The 19,950-nt window shown below is 45.7% G+C and carries 19 protein-coding genes; 4 read left to right on the forward strand and 15 right to left on the reverse strand.

Annotation, left to right across the window (positions count from 1 at the left end):
• The first annotated feature begins 164 nt into the window (after window positions 1-164).
• Window positions 165-701, forward strand: a complete 537-nt coding sequence (gerQ, locus tag MKZ04_RS15240; RefSeq protein WP_020453327.1) for a spore coat protein GerQ — start codon at window positions 165-167, stop codon at window positions 699-701.
• 41 nt (window positions 702-742) lie between these two features.
• Here gerQ and MKZ04_RS15245 read toward each other — a convergent pair whose 3' ends face one another.
• The 8 genes from MKZ04_RS15245 to MKZ04_RS15280 all read right to left on the reverse strand — a co-directional run bounded on the left by MKZ04_RS15245 (window position 743) and on the right by MKZ04_RS15280 (window position 8,072).
• The gene (locus MKZ04_RS15245; RefSeq protein WP_020453328.1) at window positions 743-1,888 is read right to left on the reverse strand and encodes an ABC transporter permease; all 1,146 of its coding nucleotides are present in this window, start codon (window positions 1,886-1,888) and stop codon (window positions 743-745) included.
• Between the two features lies 1 nt (window position 1,889).
• Window positions 1,890-3,014 carry an ABC transporter permease gene (locus tag MKZ04_RS15250; protein WP_023857032.1) on the reverse strand — a complete coding sequence of 375 codons (1,125 nt, stop codon included), beginning with the start codon at window positions 3,012-3,014 and terminating at the stop codon, window positions 1,890-1,892.
• 15 nt (window positions 3,015-3,029) lie between these two features.
• The gene (locus MKZ04_RS15255; protein ID WP_025810615.1) at window positions 3,030-3,965 is read right to left on the reverse strand and encodes an ABC transporter ATP-binding protein; all 936 of its coding nucleotides are present in this window, start codon (window positions 3,963-3,965) and stop codon (window positions 3,030-3,032) included.
• 103 nt (window positions 3,966-4,068) lie between these two features.
• Window positions 4,069-5,175, reverse strand: coding sequence for a sensor histidine kinase (locus MKZ04_RS15260; RefSeq protein WP_341046262.1), 1,107 nt, complete (start codon window positions 5,173-5,175; stop codon window positions 4,069-4,071).
• Window positions 5,176-5,189: 14 nt separating this feature from the next.
• Window positions 5,190-5,828, reverse strand: coding sequence for a response regulator (locus MKZ04_RS15265; protein ID WP_023857029.1), 639 nt, complete (start codon window positions 5,826-5,828; stop codon window positions 5,190-5,192).
• A gap of 156 nt (window positions 5,829-5,984) precedes the next feature.
• Entirely contained in the window at window positions 5,985-6,356 is a 372-nt protein-coding gene (locus MKZ04_RS15270; protein WP_025810614.1) for a DUF423 domain-containing protein, read from the reverse strand.
• A gap of 67 nt (window positions 6,357-6,423) precedes the next feature.
• Window positions 6,424-7,725, reverse strand: a complete 1,302-nt coding sequence (locus MKZ04_RS15275; RefSeq protein ID WP_023857027.1) for a purine/pyrimidine permease — start codon at window positions 7,723-7,725, stop codon at window positions 6,424-6,426.
• Between the two features lie 38 nt (window positions 7,726-7,763).
• On the reverse strand, window positions 7,764-8,072 hold the full coding sequence (locus MKZ04_RS15280) for a YwdI family protein (protein ID WP_023857026.1): 309 nt from the start codon (window positions 8,070-8,072) through the stop codon (window positions 7,764-7,766).
• 271 nt (window positions 8,073-8,343) lie between these two features.
• Here MKZ04_RS15280 and MKZ04_RS15285 point away from each other — a divergent pair, with 271 nt between their 5' ends.
• On the forward strand, window positions 8,344-9,726 hold the full coding sequence (locus tag MKZ04_RS15285; RefSeq protein ID WP_101561352.1) for an aldehyde dehydrogenase: 1,383 nt from the start codon (window positions 8,344-8,346) through the stop codon (window positions 9,724-9,726).
• A gap of 50 nt (window positions 9,727-9,776) precedes the next feature.
• Here MKZ04_RS15285 and MKZ04_RS15290 read toward each other — a convergent pair whose 3' ends face one another.
• Together MKZ04_RS15290 and MKZ04_RS15295 are read right to left on the reverse strand one after the other, a co-directional pair.
• On the reverse strand, window positions 9,777-10,454 hold the full coding sequence (locus MKZ04_RS15290) for a uracil-DNA glycosylase (protein ID WP_020453337.1): 678 nt from the start codon (window positions 10,452-10,454) through the stop codon (window positions 9,777-9,779).
• 13 nt (window positions 10,455-10,467) lie between these two features.
• Entirely contained in the window at window positions 10,468-11,286 is an 819-nt protein-coding gene (locus MKZ04_RS15295) for a glycosyltransferase family 2 protein (protein WP_020453338.1), read from the reverse strand.
• Window positions 11,287-11,523: 237 nt separating this feature from the next.
• Between MKZ04_RS15295 and MKZ04_RS15300 the strand changes: the two genes are divergently transcribed.
• A complete protein-coding gene (locus tag MKZ04_RS15300; protein WP_020453339.1) occupies window positions 11,524-12,336 on the forward strand; it encodes a bifunctional hydroxymethylpyrimidine kinase/phosphomethylpyrimidine kinase in 813 nt (270 codons plus the stop codon).
• A gap of 33 nt (window positions 12,337-12,369) precedes the next feature.
• On the opposite strand, the gene MKZ04_RS15305 is transcribed toward MKZ04_RS15300, so the two are convergent.
• From MKZ04_RS15305 to MKZ04_RS15325, 5 genes are all read right to left on the reverse strand, one after another.
• Window positions 12,370-12,636 carry a hypothetical protein gene (locus tag MKZ04_RS15305; RefSeq protein ID WP_023857023.1) on the reverse strand — a complete coding sequence of 89 codons (267 nt, stop codon included), beginning with the start codon at window positions 12,634-12,636 and terminating at the stop codon, window positions 12,370-12,372.
• 83 nt (window positions 12,637-12,719) lie between these two features.
• Window positions 12,720-14,156, reverse strand: coding sequence for a sucrose-6-phosphate hydrolase (locus MKZ04_RS15310; protein WP_145929965.1), 1,437 nt, complete (start codon window positions 14,154-14,156; stop codon window positions 12,720-12,722).
• An 18-nt stretch (window positions 14,157-14,174) separates the two neighbouring features.
• Window positions 14,175-15,554 (reverse strand): sucrose-specific PTS transporter subunit IIBC, encoded by a 1,380-nt coding sequence (locus tag MKZ04_RS15315; RefSeq protein ID WP_023857021.1) that lies wholly within the window; start codon window positions 15,552-15,554, stop codon window positions 14,175-14,177.
• Window positions 15,555-15,798: 244 nt separating this feature from the next.
• Window positions 15,799-16,629, reverse strand: coding sequence for a PRD domain-containing protein (locus MKZ04_RS15320; protein WP_095291409.1), 831 nt, complete (start codon window positions 16,627-16,629; stop codon window positions 15,799-15,801).
• 42 nt (window positions 16,630-16,671) lie between these two features.
• On the reverse strand, window positions 16,672-16,962 hold the full coding sequence (locus MKZ04_RS15325; RefSeq protein ID WP_023857019.1) for a hypothetical protein: 291 nt from the start codon (window positions 16,960-16,962) through the stop codon (window positions 16,672-16,674).
• A gap of 482 nt (window positions 16,963-17,444) precedes the next feature.
• On the opposite strand from MKZ04_RS15325, the gene MKZ04_RS15330 reads away from it, so the two are divergent.
• On the forward strand, window positions 17,445-19,865 hold the full coding sequence (locus MKZ04_RS15330; protein ID WP_341046268.1) for a S8 family peptidase: 2,421 nt from the start codon (window positions 17,445-17,447) through the stop codon (window positions 19,863-19,865).
• The last annotated feature ends 85 nt before the right edge of the window (window positions 19,866-19,950 follow it).

The raw sequence follows: 19,950 nt of genomic DNA on the forward strand, positions 1-19,950 counted from the left end.
TCGTCATATTCCATCCCGCCCGTTCATACTGTAAAAGGGATGGGAAATATTGATCTATCATCTTGAGTCTTTTACAGCCGGATCGTCTTCATAGCAGCACTTTATCATTCCTCATGTATGGACGGTAGGCATGACTTTGACACAATGAAATGAGGAGGAACGAGATGAAATTTAAAAAAAATCAGATTCAGCCGCTTCAGGAGCTTGAAATGCCGGATTTCCGGCAGCAAATGGGGCCCAACCCTTATCCGCAGATGGGGCAGATGGGGCAAATGTACCAGCAGCATGGACAGCAGCCTTTCACCCAAACGGGGGGGCAGCAATCGTATCAGCAGCCCGGCCCACAGCTGTTCCAGCCGCAGCCGGCAGGAGTCCAGGTCCCTCCGATGCCTTCAGCACAGCAGACTTCACCGAGTATCCCCGGCATGCTGCCGCTTGAGCAATCCTACATTGAAAATATTTTGCGGCTCAATCGCGGAAAAGTGGCAACCGTATATATGACATTTGAAAACAATCCGGAATGGAATGCGAAAGTCTTTCGGGGAGAAATTGAAGCAGCCGGCCGCGACCACATTATTTTAAGCGACAGAAAAACAGGCACACGCTATTTGCTGCTGATGGTGTATCTTGACTATATTACGTTTGATGAGCCGATCACTTATGATTATCCGTATTCAATGGCCTCATATACCCCAAGATAAAGGTTCGGTTTCATTAAAACCGAACCCTTTTTTTATAGATATTAAGCAAAGTTTCTCACATCATTATTACGTTTGAATTTGTAAATAACGATGAGGAAAAAGACAGCAGCGAAAGCAAACAGGATCATGATATTCAAATACAGACCTTGAAGCTGCTGTCCCTCCTGCAATTTTGCCAGCGTATCCAGCACCCACCGCTGCGGAAGAAAGTCCGCGATACGCTGTGCGAAAGACGGCATGATTTCAATCGGCCAAAAACATCCGGACAGCATGATCGTCGGCATAAATATTAAATTTCGCAATACCCCGGATGACTTAGAGCTATTTGCAAAGACGACGGTGATCAGCGCCAGGCCGACCGCGCTTAGCGCAAAAATCAACAGCACCGCTGCCATCTCCCAAAATGAGATGCCAGTCTCCATCCGGAACACATATTTCACCATTATCAATGTTAAAAAGATTTGGCATGCGATGACAGACATACTGACGGCCACATTGGACATAACGTACTGTCTTGCCGTTATCGGTGTGGTCAAAAGCCTGAAATACGTTCTGTTCTCTTTTTCCTTCACTAACAGTTCGGTCAAGCTTCCCGCTGAAAAAAGCATCGCCATCAGAAGAAAACCGACCGTCCGCTCCGTCATGTTTCTATTTTTCGCCGTGTCTTCAACCGTATATGTTTTGACACCCGTTTCAGAACTCCGGTAATTTTTATACATTTCCTCAAAACGCTTTTCATTCCCCTGCGCCGATTTGCCGATTGCGGCGATATTATCAATGTAATGATAAACATACGATTTCACAAACCCGGTGATTTCAGCGCCTTTGACAGATGCAATGGCGATATGAGCCGGTTCTCCGCTCTGCACGCTTTGAGAAAAGCCTTGTTCAAACGTAATGACGCAATCAAGCTCCCCTGACGCAATTTGACTTTTCCCTTCTGCTTCACTGACCGCGCTGATGTTGACATTCTCGATCCCCTTCAAAAAATCCTTAGTATCTTCGGCGATTCGTCCGCCGTCATGATTGATAATTCCGACGCGCAAATCTGTCTTGTCCATGCTTCCCTCTGTTAAAAGCGATACGAATATGCCTAGCAAGGGCAGACATACGAACAGAAAGATATTGATTTTCTTTTTGAAGGTGACATTCAGTGTGTTTTTGACAAGCCATAGCATTTCTTTCATCTTACAGCCCCTCCCTTCTCTGCAATGAGACAACGGCAATCAGCAGAAATAACAGGGATAAACCGATGTTCAGCAAGATTACGGGCAGCCCCGCCGCTAGATCGTCCGCAAATATAATGTTCATAATAGCTTCGTTCGTCCATGTGAGCGGAGACAGGTCTTTGATCAAAGCTAAAACACCTTCCGCACCCTCGACAGGAAAATAAGCGCCTCCGAAAAATGCAACCAGCGGAATCAACACGTTAATGATCGCCACTGCCGCTTCCCCCGTTCTCGTCAAATAACTGACGCCAAGGCCGAGGCATACGGCAAACAATACGATGCTGAACAGCACGGCCGCCACAAGGGCGAGATGATCTCCCCAGTACGCTTTAAATACGTATTTGCTGAATATGACGACGGCAAAAATACATAATCCGTTTGTCACAAGATTGCCAATCAGCTTGCCGGCAAAAATCTCGCCTTTATGAACCGGCGCCGCGATCAGCCGGTCGGCTGTTTTTCCAAGCCGCTCTCCCCTTATTAAATAACTGGCGCTTAGTGCACTGTAAAGCGCGATCAGAGTGGTCATGGTAACCGCGTAATAATCCATGGAGTTGGGCTTTCTGTCTGAGCTGAGAGACGTCTCCTTGATATAATGGTCACCAGGTGTGTCCCCGAGCACGGCACCCGCTTGCTCAGGAGCGGCTTTGATGATCTCTTGTGCGGCATTGTACCGGTTTGCAAACGCGGTCAGCATTCCTTGAATAATGCTGTTTTTCATACTGTTTTTATCCATTTGGTAAAGCTTGATGCCGCTGTTTTCGATCTCAAGGTAAGCATCGTAGTTCCCTTGTTTGATTTCTTGTTTTCCATCCGTATCAGACAATATTTTTTTAAAATGAACGCCGGATGTTTTCGCTTCTTTTGCGAATGTTTTAAAACCTTCCGAAAACGCTCCGTCAGCCTTGTCTTTATACAGAACATGAACCTCGCCGACCGCTGCTGTTTGCTGATCGAAAGCGTTCGTCAGCGCGGTGCCTAAAATCATAATCAGTACAATCGGAAATGCCAGCATAAAAAGGAATGTCCGCTTGTCCCGAAAAGCCGATACAATTTCTTTTTTCGCAATGATGAGTGTATTCAAACCATGGCCCCCTTTCTAATCGCGCAACTGTCTTCCGGTCAAGGTCAGGAACACGGTTTCCAAATTAGGCGCTTTTTCTTCCAATGAACGAATCTCGGCCCCGTTTTTCATCAGCTTCTCAATAATCTGGTTTAAATTATTGACACCTGCATCCGAGTTGATTTTGATCGTATTGTCTTCAAGAGCAGCCGCCTCCACGCCGCTGATCGTTTTCAGTTCGCCGATATCGACATTTTCCGCCGATTTAAGAACGACCTGAATATCTTTCGTGTTGGTAATGATCGATTTCAGCTGCTCCTTCGTTCCTTCGGCGATAATTTTTCCATGATCCACGATGGCGATCCGCGTACAGATCTCTTCAACTTCTTCCATATAATGGCTGGTGTAAATAATCGTGCAGCCCATCGCATTTAACTTTTTGACGGATTCCAAAATATAATTTCTCGAATGCGGATCAATTCCCACCGTTGGTTCATCCATGATGATCAACTTTGGCCTGTGGGCGATCGCGCAGGCGATATTGAGCCTTCTTTTCATTCCGCCTGAAAAATTTTTCGGGAAGCTTTTATGCTTATCGCTTAAACCGACGAACTGCAATGCTTCTTCCACCCGATTGCGCAATTGGGCCCCGCGGAGACCATAGAGTCCGGCGAAAAACTTCACATTTTCATATGCCGTTAAATCCTCGTAAATGGCCAGATCCTGCGGGACAATGCCGATATTCATCTTGGCGAATTTGCGGTGTTTCGCAATGTTTTTTCCGAGAATCAAAATCTCGCCTTCATTGCTTCTCAGCAAACTCGAGATCATGTGAATGGTCGTGCTCTTTCCGGCCCCGTTTGCGCCGAGCAATCCAAATATTTCGCCCTCTTCGATCGAGAGTGATATATTGTCGACGGCAACGAAGTCGCCAAATTTTTTTGTTAGATGATGGATTTCCAATACATTCATGTTCTCACCTCATTTTGATTTCATTATAAAAAAAAGATGAATGGTGCGGCAGTGCAGCATTTCATCTTTTTCACATGAGAAAATTCATATTCAATTTATGAAATCATTCATGCTTGGGCAGCAAGGTGGTGACAGAGAAGCCGTTCGAACCGTCAACAATCACCTTTCCGTTAACAGAAGCGGCCCGTTCCTCCATCCCGATGATCCCCATCCCTTTCTTGATTTTCTGTCGCCCTTTTCCATTGTCTTTCACTTCGGCTTTAATGAGTGTATTCAGCACATGAATATAGATGGATACATGTATCGCTTCTGCATATTTCACCGAGTTTGTCAGTGCTTCGGTGATATTTTCAAACATAATCTTCCACTGAATTTGAGAAATAACATCCAAATCGCCTTTATGCAAAAATGAAATATTCATATGATACCGCGCCGAACATTCATCGATAAACAGCTTCAATCTATGGATACCCATCTGTTCTGAGGGCGGCTTGACGCTTTTTAACGTCAATCTGATATTTTCGATCCCGTCCTTGGAGATGTTAATCGCGTTTTGCAGGAGCTCGGAAGCTTTTTCCTTGTCTATGTCAAGGACGCGCTTCGCCGCTTCGAGCTGAATCAGCGCTCCTGTCATGGAATGGCCGATTTTATCGTGTATTTCCTGGGAAAGCCGGTTCCGCTCCTCAAGCTTATACGTATATTCGGATTGTCTGATGAACTCTTTGTTTTCCCGCAGCATGTTTGTTACCTTCTCCAGGTCTCTTCTCGTTTGATCGATATGATGTTCAAGCTTTTCAATCCGCGCTGCATCTTGGCTTGCCGCCCAGTACAGCAAAAATTGAAAAGCGGCTGTCAACGCGTAGACCGCTGAGATGCTTTCATTGATAAACAAAACCGGAACGATTGAAGCGGCAAGTACCATCCACTTCGGCAGCCCGAAATCAGCTGCTCCTTCATACAGGCTAAAAGGAAGAAATAAAATAAATAGGGGGTGCACCTCGGCATAAGAAAAAATTGAAATGATGACAGACATAATAATAAAAAGCTTTTTTATTTTTCCTTCAGATAAAATTGAAATCCCGAGGTTGATACAGGCGTAAACAAGAATGCTGAACACAAGCCACGGCAGATTGTCAATTTCCGAAGAAACGCATTGATAGATGATAAATCCCAGCAAAATCAGTTTGCCGGTCATAATCCGCAATTCCATGGTGATCCCCCAGATTAAAAGTTAACTTTTCCAGTTAAATAATAAATTGCGATTTGCGTCCGGTGTTCAAGCCCTGTTTTCCCCAAAATCGAGGAAATATAATTGGCAATCGTACCTTCAGAAATAAACAGTTCTTTCGATATTTCTTTATTGGACAGCCCTCTGGCAATCAGGGCCATAATTCCGAGCTCGCGTTCGGTAAACAGGCTTTCGTCTATTTTTGATTCCGCTTCTTTATGCTCCGCCAAATTGGATTTAATCTTGTCGAGGATGATATCCTGCATGACAGTATGGCCGTTGTACACGCTTTTAATTGCGTCTCTAATTCGCTCAGGATCGGCATTTTTCAGCAAATATCCTTTTGCTCCGTTCCGTATGGCAGCGACGATGTATTCGTCATCATCAAACGTTGTTAAAATAAAAGGCTTGGCGCCCGTTTCTGAAATGAGCCGCGCAGCTTCCACTCCATCCATGTTGGGCATGCGGACATCAAGCAGTGCAATATCCACAGCTTGGCCGCGGCAAAATTCGACCGCTTGCAAGCCATCCTCCACCGTCGCCAGCACTTCAAATTCATCATAAGTGCTCAGTATGATTTTCATACCCTCTCTTATGAATGAATTGTCATCCGCAATGATCACTTTAATTTTCATCTTTGAACGGAGACCGGTCCTCCGCCATGCACATCCCTTCTGTCAAAATGCAAAAGCCGGGTCTTTCGCCCTGTTCATAACATTAAATTACCATGAATCAGCCCCTGTTAAAATAAAAAAAAGCCAATCCTTTCAGGAGATTGGCTTTTTAGTAAGCTACAAGTATTTAACAGCTGATACAACAACCATGATCCATGCGGCAATAAACGCCACGCCGCCCAGCGGAGTAATCGCACCGAGGACGCTGATTTGCGTAAGGCTGAGGACATATAAACTTCCTGAAAATAAAACGATTCCGGCAAACATCAGCCAACCTGCCGCAGTTACGCTTCCCGCATCTGTAAGCTTTGACGCGATGAGCGCGACGGCAATTAAACCGAGCGCATGATACATATGATACTGGACGCCGGTCTGCCAGATTTGCAAATATTTCTCGGGAATTTTCCCCTCAAGACCATGAGCTCCGAACGCCCCTAAAGCAACCGCAAGCATCGCATTGACAGCACCTAAAATTAAAAATAATTTCACGATCAAATCGCCCGCCTTTCTTTTATCATCATAGCGCACACGCCTTTAATTTCAACGTTTACACATCTCATGACACGATATTGTCAAATTTCTTTTTCCGTAGCTGCATCTGTTCCGCAGCAATCGCTACAATTGTTCCAAGGACAAGCCCATTGCTTAAAATGGAAACAAAAACAGGATGCATTCCTTCCAAAGCACTTTCAGGTACAAACATGACCCCCACGCCGGCAAGGAGCGCAATCCCGGTAACAAAACGGATGCGGCCTGCCTCGTCCTTTTCATAAGAATCGAATTCGGCAAATGCCAGGCCGACCATCGTTGAAAACACGACGAAGTTCACCGCAAAGCCGACCGGAGACGGCAGGCTGGCAAAAGTATTCATGACCAGCGGGAAAAAGCTGATGACGATCACGATCAAACTCCCGAGCAAAAACGGTTTTTTCGAAGACATTCTCGTCGTTTGAATAAACCCGGCCGCCCCGGATATCGGCACCGTGCCTACAGCTCCGAGCAATCCGCTCAGCAAATGGCTGACGGAGGCGATAAATCCGGCAGGACGTGCCCGCCTCCTCTCCTCCAGCTTCTCAAACTGTCTGACCGCTCCTTCAACCACCCGTATGCTGGCGAGCATATTGACGATTAACAATACTGTAATAAATAGCGAAGTAACGACTAATCCGCTGTCAAACAGCGGCATTCCGAACGGAAAAATATCCGGAAGGCGGAACAGCTGGTTCGCATGCTCAGGCGCCTTCGCCACGCCGAATACGGCAAATAAGACCCAGCCGCCGAAAAGCGCAATTAAAATTGAATATTGCTTGAGAACCGGAATGTTTGACCGGCTCATCAGAAACGTAGCCAGCATGACCACAACCGCCAGCAAAAACACGGGTATATCGACCTCGTTTTTCCGGTAGCCGATCCCCATGACACCTTTAACGATCGGATCGCTAAGCTGGATGACCAGCAGCAGTAAATAAATGCCCGTCACAACAGGAGTAAACATCACAGCCAGCTTATCAATAACTTTAAATAAACTAAAAATAAAGAAGAAAACCGCGCTTAGCAGCATCGCTCCCTGCAGCCCCTGAAGCGTTTCAATATGAGTCGCAAATACGGTCCCTGTAAGACCGGAATAAATCGTGTACACGCCCCACCAGAGGCCGGCCGGACTCTCATTAATCGGCAGGCGGTGTCCCAATAAACATTGGATAAAAGCCGTTGTGCCGAGCACGAAAAAAGTGCTTTGAACCAGCCCAGCGGTCTCTGCCTGGTTCAGCCCGAATGACTGCCCGATTGCAATGGGCACCACGATTGCGGCCGCAATAATAAATGCCGTCCATTGTAAAGCCCCAAAAAGCAGTTTCAAGTTGATCAACCTCTCTTTTTTAAAACAGCCGACGGCGCCTAGAAATCAAAAATAGAATCTCCGTTGCCGTCATCTTCGTGCTTTTGTTTCTCTTGTTTTTTGTACTGTTCAGCACCGGCGCTCCCCATCATTTTTTCTAGCATCAGCTGGTCGCTCGATGGTTTATTGGCCGTTTGAACATAGGGTGAAGACTGGACGGACGGCCGCTGCTGCGGTTCAACAATGACGTCGCAAAGGGAGCGGATAACCGCGATGTGCATTTTCAATTCATTTTCCTGGCTGCATTCCTTTGCTTTTTTCAATTCGTCCTCCATCTTCTGCAGCAAACTTGATATATGTATGTTCATCAAATCGATCCTCCAAACCGTTTTCAGTTTCCATTTCATTTTACCAAATTAACTTCTCCCGTGCCGAATGCACTTTGCAAATATCCATTGCGAAAAATTGCCTCTCCTGCTGTGAAATATCACCTTTTGCACTTTTAAAAAAGATATCTGCAGGCAAACGCAGGTGGAAAACGCCGATTTTCTTACGGCTAAAAGTTGACAGCTGAAAAGGCTGTCACACATAATGAAAAAAAACTTCACTCGAATTTCTAAAAGCGAAAGGAATCAGGGAATGGCAGAACGTACACCCTCCATCGAAACGACCGTTACCGAGCAAAAGCGATATTTTTTAAGCGGGGCAACACTCGCTGTTGAAAATCGTCTGGAACAGCTTAACATTCTTAAGAATGCTGTAAAAAAATATGAACGGGACATACTTGAAGCCCTTCAGAAAGACCTTAATAAATCAGAGCACGAAGCCTATATGACGGAAATCGGCATTGTACTGGAAGAAATCCGCTTCATCAGCAGACGATTAAAAAAATGGGCCAAGCCGAAAAAGGCGAAAACGGCCGTCTCGCACATCGGCTCAAAAAGCATCGTCATTGCGGAGCCTTATGGCACGGTCCTGATCATTGCGCCATGGAACTATCCGTTTCAGCTTGCCGTTTCGCCTCTGATCGGCGCACTTGCTGCGGGGAATACGGCCGTCATCAAACCGTCAGAGCTTGCTCCCGCCGTATCCAGCGTCATATCCAAGATGATTAAGGAAATCTTTCCGCCCGAATATGTGTCCGTTATTGAGGGCGGGGTGGAGACGAATCAAGTGCTTTTGCGGCAAAAATTTGACTATATCTTTTTTACAGGCAGTGTTCCCGTGGGCAAAGTCGTCATGGAAGCCGCAGCAAAACAGCTCATTCCAGTCACACTTGAGCTTGGCGGAAAAAGCCCCTGCATCGTGCACAAGGATGCTGACCTTAAGCTTGCAGCTCAAAGGATTGTTTTCGGAAAGCTGACAAACGCAGGACAGACGTGCATTGCGCCTGATTATCTGCTCGTACACAAAGATGTGAAAAGCGGGCTGTTGCACGCTCTGAAGCAATCGATCCAAACATTTTACGGAAAAGCGCCGGAAAGCCATCCGGCGTACGGAAAAATCATAAGCGAACGTCATTTCGAACGGTTACTCCGCTTTTTACACAACGAGAATATCGTAACAGGCGGAACGTATCAAAAAGACGCACTTAAAATTGCTCCGGCCATTATCGATGAACCCGACTGGGAATCGCCGATCATGCAGGAAGAGATTTTCGGGCCGCTCCTTCCTGTCATCGGCTATGAAACAATCGAAGACGTTATCCAAATGGTTCAAAGCCGCCCTAAACCGCTCGCGCTCTATTTGTTTACGAATGAAAAACCGGTACAGAAGCACATCCTCAGCCGGATTTCATTTGGCGGGGGATGCATCAATGACACGCTGATGCACACAGCCACACCTTACCTCCCCTTCGGCGGCGTAGGCGAAAGCGGAATCGGAAGTTACCATGGGTATCACAGCTTTAAGACGTTTTCCCACGAGAAAAGCGTTTTAAAACAGACAAACCTGTTTGACATTTCATTCCGTTACCCTTCATCAAAAAACGGGCTGCGAATCATCAAAAAACTTCTCAGGTAGATAGGAGCCAGACAAACGAAGAACCGCTTATTTTAGCGGTTCTCGCGATTTTAAAGATTCGGAAGGGACCAATCAATCGGCTCATCACCGATTTGTTCCAAATACTGATTGGCTCTTGAAAACGGTCTGCTCCCGAAAAACCCGTTTCTAGCCGAGAATGGGCTCGGATGCGGCGACTGGATAATGAAATGCTTGGATGTATCGATTCGCTCTTTTTTCATTTGGGCATGCCGGCCCCAGAGAATAAAAACGACCGGCTTATCTCTTTTGTTTAAAACATCTATGATACTGTCTGTCAGCTGTTCCCACCCTTTTCCTTTATGCGAATTTGCCTGGCCCCGTCTCACAGTCAAAACGGTGTTCAGCAGCAGAACGCCTTGCTTGGCCCAACTGACGAGAGAACCGTGATTAGGGATGTCGGCGCCAATGTCATTCTGCAATTCTATAAAGATATTTTTCAAAGAAGGCGGCGGATTGACACCGGGTTGTACGGAAAAGCTTAAGCCATGGGCCTGCCCCGGACCATGATACGGATCCTGGCCGAGAATCACGACTTTAACATTTTCATAGGAAGTATAATGCAAAGCATTGTATATATCGTTCGGTTCAGGATATACGGTGTGCTCTGCATACTCCCTTTTCAGCATTTCCCTCAGTTCTTGATAGTAAGGCTTATTAAACTCGTCCTTCAGCTGCTGCCACCAGCTGTCATTCAAAATCTGTTTCAATGTTCAGGCCTCCTTAACTCAATTGTCTTGCAGCGGAAAGCCTGGATGCGACCGGTTTTCCGTCCCAGACGATTTCGCTTTCCGCTTCCCTTTTTTTCATAGCAGGTTCTTCGAGAAGTACGAAAAAGTTCTTTGTCGGAAGCTTGCCAAGCTGATGCTTTTCACTCAAGACATCCAAATAATACTGTCTCATTCCGCCAAGATCTCCGGATTGGTTGTCACCCTGATCTGAAAACGCATAGATGACGCTTGCAAAAGGAACCCTTTTCACGCGAAAGCGCTCAGCTGCTCTCAGGAAAAAGTCCCAATCCCAATAATTGTGGACAGCAGGATCAAAATAGCCGATCTCGTCATGAAGAGACCGTTTGTACATACTCCCTGAAGGAACATATGTAGAAAACTTCCTCATTTCATCCAAGTTAAAGGAATACGCAAAAAGATAACGGCTTGTCGGAATTCTTTTATCCTCTTTTTCTTCGAAAGACACAATCTCAGCATCCGAATAAACAAAATCGGCGGTCTCCAGCGCATTCAACATTCTTTCCATATGGCACGGAGTGAAAAAATCATCATCATCACACAGCATAATAACATCTCCGGAAGCTTCTTTCACCCCTATATTTCTCGCTTTTACATGCTTCACGTTTTCTTTCAGATGGATAACTCTGATCGGAAGGTCTGAATAAAGGCGCTCAACAAAGTCGACGCTCTCCCCGGCATCATTAACAATAATGACTTCAAACGGTGCAACAGACTGTTTTGTAATGGATTCAAGCAATTCGCACAAAGCGGTGACCCGGTTGTGCGTGACAACTACGATAGATATGTTCATATTTGTGATATACGCTCCTTCTTATTTCATTCTAAACATATTAAATCATAATGCGAATAATTTCACATGGATCAAAAGATGGTTTGGTTTTTTATGCCAATCCATTCACGAAATTTGGCAGAGGACCGCTGCACTATAAAGCGGCAGCCATTTCATTGTGATCTTGCGAAAAGCTGTCTATAATAAGTAATAAACCAACTTTGGATGGAATCTCTTATCGTGGAGGATTGACTGAACATGACAATGCACAAAGCACTGACAATCGCCGGCTCTGACTCAAGCGGAGGCGCCGGCATTCAGGCGGACTTAAAAACGTTCCAAGAAAAGAACGTCTATGGAATGACGGCCCTTACGGTTGTTGTCGCCATGGATCCTGAGAACAACTGGAATCACCAGGTATTCCCAGTTGATACAGAAGTCATCCGCGCCCAGCTGTCGACGATTGTGGACGGCATCGGGGTAGATGCGATGAAAACGGGCATGCTTCCGACCGTTGATATCATTGAATTGGCGGCAGACACAATCAAGAAGCACAGCATGAAAAATGTCGTCATTGATCCCGTTATGGTATGTAAAGGAGCAAATGAAGTGCTGTATCCCGAACACGCAAAGGCTTTAAGAGAGCTTTTGGCTCCGCTTGCCACGGTCATTACGCCAAACCTTTTTGAAGCCGGCCAGCTCAGCGGACTTGGAGAAATTAAAACGGTTGAGCAAATGAAGGAAGCGGCAAAAGTCATTCACGGCCTCGGCGCTGAACACGTCCTCATTACAGGAGGAGGCAAACTGAATCACGAAAAAGCGGTAGATGTATTATTTGACGGCCGGGATGCAGAAGTCATCGAAGGAGAAAGAATTGAAACTCCATACACGCACGGGGCGGGCTGCACCTATTCCGCAGCGATTACGGCTGAACTCGCCAAAGGTTCAAATGTAAAAGAAGCCATTTATTCTGCAAAAACATTTATTACGGAAGCCATCCGCGAATCATTCCGTTTGAATCAATACGTCGGGCCGACGAAGCACTCCGCTTTACGGCTCAGCGGCAAATAAAAGCCAGCCCCATTAAAAGGGGCTGGCTTTTATTTAGCTTTCGCGTTTGATCGTTCTTGCAGATGATCTTAAGAAAGTCTCAATCGATTCCACAAAAAGAGCATATTCTTTCATTTGTTCATAAGTGTCTTGAAGTTTCTTTTGTATTTCTTCATCATCCGGAATTGTTTTATCTTCAATACCGCCGATCAGCTTCTTCATCTGAAGGAGCAAACCATTGTATTCCTCTCTCGTATCCTCAATATGATCCGCTATTTTTTTCAAACGCACAGCTGTCAACTTCTGCTGGTTTTGATCCAAAAAAACAACCCCTTTTTCACTGCACTCTCTCTAAAAAAAGCATATCATAAAGGGATTGTACAGAAAATAGCAAACCGCACCCTTTATGCCACCGTCCAGGATGTTACATTCACTATGATTTCTTTTCTGGCACCGATCCAAACATCATTATTTCCCGGGTAAGGAAAATATCTTGCCGTAAAGACTTCCTCTCCCCCATTGACGAAGATTTCAATCGCAGACGCGTCTAAAAAGATGTTTAAATCGCGGAGCTCATGCAAACGACAATGTCTGGCTTCCGTTCTTTCATCAACATAGCTGTTTCTTTCCAAAGTTATGATGCCGTCAGCTTTATTGTAAATGAGTCGCGCGGCACCCCTGAAGGAAATTTCAAAGCTGTCTTCAATAAGTTGCGGGCTGATGAAAAGCTCGGTTTTGTCCGGTTGAACAATGTCCAGTTTTTCGGTGCCTTGATTAAGTGATATTGCTGCGCGTTTTTCGTTTTGGCGGAGCGTTCTAAGCTCCGCGACCGGTTTTTGAACGATTTTATCGTTTTGCAAATGCAATTCCCTCGGCAATGTCATACAGTGCACCCATTGATGCTGAATCGTCGGCTGGCTCTGTTCATCCTGGTCTGGAACACCCATCCAGGCAACCAGTATCCTCCGGCCTGATTCGTCTTTTGTCGTCTGCGGCGCATAAAAATCAAAGCCGCGGTCAAGCTCTTCAAAGTCTCCGTGTGTAAAACCCGGTTTCTGCTCGTTCAATTCACCGACAAAATAACCTGACTGATAGACGTTTTGGTAGCGCATCTCTTTTGCTTCAAGGCCTTGCGGACAGACAATTAAGACGTCTTTGCCGTTTAGTTCGAACATGTCAGGGCATTCCCACATATAGCCGAATTCCCCGAGCTGATCTGTATTTGAACCTGTGATGTCGCCAAGGAACTGCCAGTCTTTCAAATTATCCGATTGAAACAGAACGGCTCTGCCCTCAAGTTTTTCAGTCTGGGCGCCGAGCACCATGTACCAGCTGCCACTCTTTTTCCATACTTTCGGATCGCGGAAATGAGCCGTGTATCCTTTCGGAAGCCTTGCAACAACCCCCTGTTTTTCAAACGAGATGCCGTCTTTCGAGACGGCGAGACATTGATAGGTCTCCCTATTTCCCTCGTCATCTCTGACATTCCCCGTATAAAACAGGTGGAGCACATTATTTTCAGCGATCGCGCTTCCTGAATAACAGCCGTTTTTATCAAACCAGTCGCTCGGCGTGAGGGCGATCTCTTCATGCCGCCAGTTCACGAGATCTGTTGAAGAGTAGTGCCCCCACAGCTTTGCACCGTGCCCCGTTTTAAAAGGCATCCACTGATAAAAAAGATGGTAAACTCCCTTCCACTGAATGAACCCGTTCGGATCATTCAGCAGTCCGACAGGAGGCATGATGTGATAATGCAGCCGATAGGGATCAAGGTTTACAATATCCCGGTATTCTTCAACCCGGTTTATTGCCTTTTGACGAAGCTCCTGATCTTGATTCATCGTTTTCCCCTCCTTCCGTCACTTTTTCTCGTCTTCATTAATTCCTAAGATAAAGGCTGTGATAAACGCGACAGACACAGAGATCGCCATTCCGATTAAATAATGGATCAGGTTGCCCATTCCAAGCGGGGCAACAATCGCAATCATCGGTATTCCCGTCAAACCGTAGGCGTTTGCCGCAACATTCATAAAGACAACGTATGCAGCACCGAGCGCTCCACCGGCCATTGCCGCGATAAACGGCTTGCGGTAACGGAGGTTAACACCGAAAATAACAGGTTCGGTAATGCCGAGAAAAGAAGAGAAAGCAGCAGGTAAAGCGATTTCTTTTGTTTTTGCGCGCTTTGCCAAAAAGAATACGGCAAGTCCGGCCCCGCCTTGGGCGACATTGGACATAGACCAGATCGGAAGCAGGTAGTTCCTGCCGATATCAGCGATAAGGCCGGCCTCAATCGCGTGGAAACTGTGGTGAACACCAGTTAAAACGATCAGCGAGTATGTTCCTCCGAAAATCAGTCCGGCAACAGGTCCGGCAAGATCATACACATAAGTTAAAACGTTCGTGATCCCTGTACCAAGCATTCTTCCTAAAGGACCGATTGCGATAAAGGCAATAAATCCCGTTGAAATAATCGTGACAAACGGTGTCACTAAAAGATCGATCGCGTTTGGAACAATTTTTCTTACGCCTTTTTCGATTTTACTCATCACATACACGGCAAGCAAAATTGGAACAACGGTTCCTTGATAGCCCAGCATCTCAATTTTGAGCCCGTAAAAGTTCATCACATCCGGAGATGCAGTTGCCAGTCCCCAAGGATTGAACAAGCTCGGGTGAATTAAAATACCTCCAAGTACAGCCCCCAGGTAAGGATTGCTGCCAAATTCTTTCGCAGCACTGACACCGATCAAGATCGGAAGGATAATAAATGCCGCGCTTGAGAACATATCAAGCATTTTATACAGCGCTGCATCAGGATCGACCCACTGAAATGCCTTCATCATCCCCAACAGCCCCATTAATAAACCGCTTGCAACAATGGCCGGGATGATGGGCACGAAAATATTTGACAGCGTTTTCGCGAATCGCGCTAAAGGATTCATTTTTCCCTTTGCGGCATCGCTGTGCTGAACCGTTTCCTTTTGGTCAAGATTCAGCTCTTTGGCAAACTGTTCATACACTTTATTAACAAGTCCTGTTCCGAAAATAATCTGGTATTGGCCAGAGCTCGAAAAGGCTCCTTTTACACCTTCCAGCTCTTCGACCTTTTCCTGGTCGATTTTCGCTTCGTCCTTGATCACCAAACGAAGCCTTGTCGCACAATGAGCTGCACTGATGACATTATCTTCTCCGCCAAGAAGCTGTATAAGACGTACGGCGATTTCTTTGTGATTCATGATGACTCCTCCTTTTTTTAAAAAAAAAGCAGAAAAGACCTAAAATTCACCAACGAATGGCGGATAGATTCTCCCCATTCATCTAGCAAATTTTAGGTCTTGCCTGCTTTACCAGTCACAATCCCCGGTATTTATTTTTTAATACGCTTTCATTTTATTATGTGATAACGCTTTCGTCAACTACTTTTTTATTTTCTGTGAAAATCGACCTAAAAAAAGCCTGATCGCGCGTTATCAGGCGGTATTACCTATAGGAATCATTTAAACGCTGGACATGCAGCGTAATATATCCGACTTCCGATTCCGGAAGATGAAGATCATATTCAGTTTTCACGTAATCCGCCAGCCCTGCCGCACACTGGTAGCTTCCAGGATACTTTTTCCGGATGAAATAAAGCATGTCATCGTCCATGACATGAAACGCTTCATTTGATTCCAGCCTGTTGATGGCATACCTGAGATGCGTGACAAGACGCTGATATGAGATGCTGTTTTCGTCAATCTTCTGATTGAAACAGCATTCGATTTTTTCTATCAATTCTTTGATGATGTTCGTGTATTTAAGCGTCTTCTGCATGTTTTCCGCATCCATTTTTGCGGTATGAATATGCAGCGCAATATAACCCGCTTCATCATCAGGCAATTCGACTTTCAATTTTTCTTTGACCAAATCGATTGCCCAGAGTCCGATCTCATATTCTTTTTTATAAAGCGCTTTGATTTCATTTAATAATTTATTTTGAATGACGAATCCTTTGCGGACTCGCTCGATCGCAAATGACAAATGATCCACAAGGGCGATGTGGATATGATCACTCAACGGTGCGGACAGCCGCCCTTCCGCATAGCTGATGATCTCTTCGGCAGCTTCAATATGTTCTTCCGGAAGTGTTTCGAGAATTTGTTTAAACTTTTCATTTTCTTCATGAATGGTAAAAATTTTTTCTACCTTGTTTCTTGGAATGGTATCGTTTTTGCCTTTTTGAAAAGCGATACCAGGCCCCATGACAATTTTTTCTTGACCATCCTCCTTTATGATTGCTGCATTGTTGTTCAATACTTTATAGATTTTCAAAGCCGTCACCCACTTCCCGTTATGAGTGGGATTTTACCTTGTTTAAGTTCCCGTGTAAAGAGTTGGTCCGGCTCTTACCCTCTTCACCGCTTTTTGGCAAACAGCCCGGTTGGGTTCTGTCGTAAAACTGCCGGGCATCGCTCTCTTACAGCCCGACATCCGCTCTGTTGATTCTTCTCTTTTTTCCGAAAAGCCGCCTGCCTGATAAGCATCGGCAGCCTGATATGTACCGCCGGCGAACGCCATCACCTTCATCTGAGTCTCTCTGACAGGCACCACCGCATTCAGCAGCACGGCCGTCCATAATTTTAAAAATGATATCAAACCTTTCATACCGATCCCCTCCAGTTTCGTTGTGATAAAACTAGCAACTCTATTAAACTTTCTTGCTCTATCTTATCCCAGCAAAATGAAAATGTTTGTCACAATGTGTGTGCAAAATGATTCTAGTTTTTAGAAGTTTTGTTGAAAACTGATGGAAACGCATGATTCAACGGAAACAAACCATGAATGTAACTTACTCACAGCTTATCCTAAGGATAAACACATATTACCCACAGGGTATATCCACATATCCACATATTTATTCAACATTTAGTATAAGAACGTATATTCCCTACAATATCTATACACAAGTTTATTCACTTATACACAGTAAATTGTGCATAAATCTAAAGACATCCACTCCAATACATTGAATCTTTGAAAATTATTTCTATATATAGAAGGATTTTTTTGAAACTGAGAGAATATTTTAAAAGTTCGAAACTCTAAGGATTACAAAGAAACCATTTATCCGTAAGGGGGAAAACAGATTGAGAAAAAGTATCATGCGCTATTTCGTTATGGCTTTTATTCTATTATTTTCGTTATCCACATTCCTCACCGGAGTGCAGGCAACATCCGTTCCCGATCAAAAGTCGCCTGAACTTGAGAAAGCTGAAATCTACGGTGATATTGATGTGACGTCTGATAAACAGACAACAGTTATTGTGGAGCTGAAAGAAAAGTCGCTTGCCGAAGCAAAAGCGGATGGGGAAAAGCAAACGAAAGCTTCTTTAAAAACCGCTCGCAGCAAAGCGAAAAACAGTGCGCTGAAAACACTCAAAAAAGCGAAAATAAACCGCGAATACGACCGTGTATTTTCGGGTTTTTCAATGAAACTGCCGGCCAGTGAAATTCCGAAGCTGCTCGCCGTCAAGGAAGTAAAAGCGGTTTATCCGAACGCAGCTTACAAACCTGACAGCATAAAAGGAAAAGACGTGACACTTGCAGCGGATGCCATTTATCCACAGATGGATAAAAGTGCACCGTACATCGGAGCAGATCAGGCATGGAAATCAGGCTATACCGGTAAAGGCATTAAGGTAGCTGTCATTGACACGGGTGTGGATTACACACATCCTGACTTAAAGAAAAATTTCGGCCCATATAAGGGGTATGACTTTGTGGATAATGACTATGATTCACAAGAAACACCGGCAGGCGACCCGCGCGGAGAAGCGACTGATCACGGCACCCATGTTGCGGGGACCATCGCCGCGAACGGTCAGATTAAAGGGGTGGCGCCTGAAGCAACGCTTCTTGCTTACCGTGTGCTCGGCCCCGGCGGCTCAGGAACAACCGAGAACGTGATTGCAGGCATTGAAAAAGCCGTCGCGGACGGAGCAAAAGTGATGAACCTCTCATTGGGCAATTCACTGAACAGCCCTGATTATGCAACAAGCATCGCACTGGACTGGGCGATGGCCGAAGGAGTTGTCGCCGTTACGTCAAACGGAAACAGCGGACCGGAAAACTGGACGGTCGGCTCGCCGGGAACTTCAAGGGATGCGATTTCCGTCGGCGCCTCGCAGCTTCCATATAATGAATATTCTGTGAGGCTTCCTTCGTATTCGTCAGCAAAAGTGATGGGATACCAGGAGGAAAAAGATCTTGAAGCTTTGAACGGTCAAGACGTGGAACTTGTTGAAGCTGGGATCGGACAAGCTGACGATTTCAAAGGCAAAGATGTGAAAGGAAAAGTAGCGGTTATCCAGAGAGGCGTCATTCCATTTGTGGATAAGGCCGAAAACGCCAAAAACGCCGGCGCTGTCGGAGCCGTGATTTACAATAATGTAACAGGGGAAATCGAGGCCAACGTTATGGGGATGGCCGTACCGACTGTCAAATTGTCGAAAGAAGAGGGCGAAAAGCTTGTTCAGCAGATCAAAGAAGGGGAACGCTCTGCTGTCTTTTCTTTCAAATTGGACAAAAAGCTCGGGGAAACGATTGCCTCCTTCTCGTCACGCGGACCTGTCATGGATACATGGATGATTAAACCTGACGTTTCAGCGCCAGGCGTCAATATCGTCAGCACCATTCCGACCCACGATCCGAAAAACCCTCACGGTTACGGTTCAAAGCAGGGTACAAGCATGGCTTCCCCGCATGTCGCGGGAACGGCAGCCCTATTAAAGCAGGCCAAACCGGATTGGACGCCAGAGCAAATCAAAGGCGTGCTGATGAATACGGCGGAAAAATTGACGGATGAAAACGGAAAGCCTCTCCCTCACAATACGCAAGGAGCGGGCAGCATCCGCATCATCGAGGCCCTTCATGCTTCATCAATTGTAACGCCGGGCAGCCACTCATACGGAACGTTCCTGAAAGACAAAGGAAAACAAACGAAAAAACAAGCGTTCACAATTGAAAACCTTTCTTCATTCAGAAAAGCCTATCAGCTCGAATACTCCTTTAAAGGAGCGGGCATCACGGTATCAGGAACGGAACGAGTCGTGGTACCGGCCCATCAAACAGGTAAAGCAACGGCAAAAGTAACCGTCAATTCCGCCAAAACGAAAGCAGGCACATATGAAGGCACGGTTTACGTCCGTGAAGGAGGCAGAAAAGTCGCCGAAATTCCGCTCCTGTTGATCGTCAAAGAGCCTGACTACCCGCGCGTCACATCCGTAACGGTTGAACCGGGGGCAAAGCAGGGTGCTTACACGATCGAAGCCTACCTGCCGGGCGGGGCTGAAGAGCTCGCATTTCTCGTCTATGATGAAAATCTGAACCTTCTCGGGCAGGCCGGCGTTTATAAAAACCAAGGCAAAGGCTATCAATCTTATCAATGGAACGGCAAAATCAATGACGCCGCAACCCTTAAGTCCGGAAAATACTATATGCTAGCCTATGCGTCCGCCAAAGGAAAATCAAGCTACATTCTGACGGAAGACCCTTTTATCGTCGAATAATGACAAGCCTTGTTGAGAACCACTCAACAAGGCTTTTATATGTTAAAATACGGATAATGCGTTCAGGAGAAGCTCTCCCTTCTCT

The organism is Bacillus sp. FSL W7-1354 (assembly GCF_038002405.1).
Taxonomy (GTDB): Bacteria; Bacillota; Bacilli; order Bacillales; family Bacillaceae; genus Bacillus; species Bacillus paralicheniformis.

Coding starts and splice junctions, on each gene's coding strand:
- MKZ04_RS15285 (WP_101561352.1), top strand. CDS start 8,344: ATGGCAGAACGTACACCCTCCATCGAAACGACCGTTACCGAGCAAAAG.
- MKZ04_RS15310 (WP_145929965.1), bottom strand. CDS start 14,156: ATGAATCAAGATCAGGAGCTTCGTCAAAAGGCAATAAACCGGGTTGAA.
- MKZ04_RS15295 (WP_020453338.1), bottom strand. CDS start 11,286: ATGAACATATCTATCGTAGTTGTCACGCACAACCGGGTCACCGCTTTG.
- MKZ04_RS15315 (WP_023857021.1), bottom strand. CDS start 15,554: ATGAATCACAAAGAAATCGCCGTACGTCTTATACAGCTTCTTGGCGGA.
- MKZ04_RS15265 (WP_023857029.1), bottom strand. CDS start 5,828: ATGAAAATTAAAGTGATCATTGCGGATGACAATTCATTCATAAGAGAG.
- MKZ04_RS15280 (WP_023857026.1), bottom strand. CDS start 8,072: ATGAACATACATATATCAAGTTTGCTGCAGAAGATGGAGGACGAATTG.
- MKZ04_RS15260 (WP_341046262.1), bottom strand. CDS start 5,175: ATGGAATTGCGGATTATGACCGGCAAACTGATTTTGCTGGGATTTATC.
- gerQ (WP_020453327.1), top strand. CDS start 165: ATGAAATTTAAAAAAAATCAGATTCAGCCGCTTCAGGAGCTTGAAATG.
- MKZ04_RS15325 (WP_023857019.1), bottom strand. CDS start 16,962: ATGAAAGGTTTGATATCATTTTTAAAATTATGGACGGCCGTGCTGCTG.
- MKZ04_RS15245 (WP_020453328.1), bottom strand. CDS start 1,888: ATGAAAGAAATGCTATGGCTTGTCAAAAACACACTGAATGTCACCTTC.
- MKZ04_RS15300 (WP_020453339.1), top strand. CDS start 11,524: ATGACAATGCACAAAGCACTGACAATCGCCGGCTCTGACTCAAGCGGA.
- MKZ04_RS15255 (WP_025810615.1), bottom strand. CDS start 3,965: ATGAATGTATTGGAAATCCATCATCTAACAAAAAAATTTGGCGACTTC.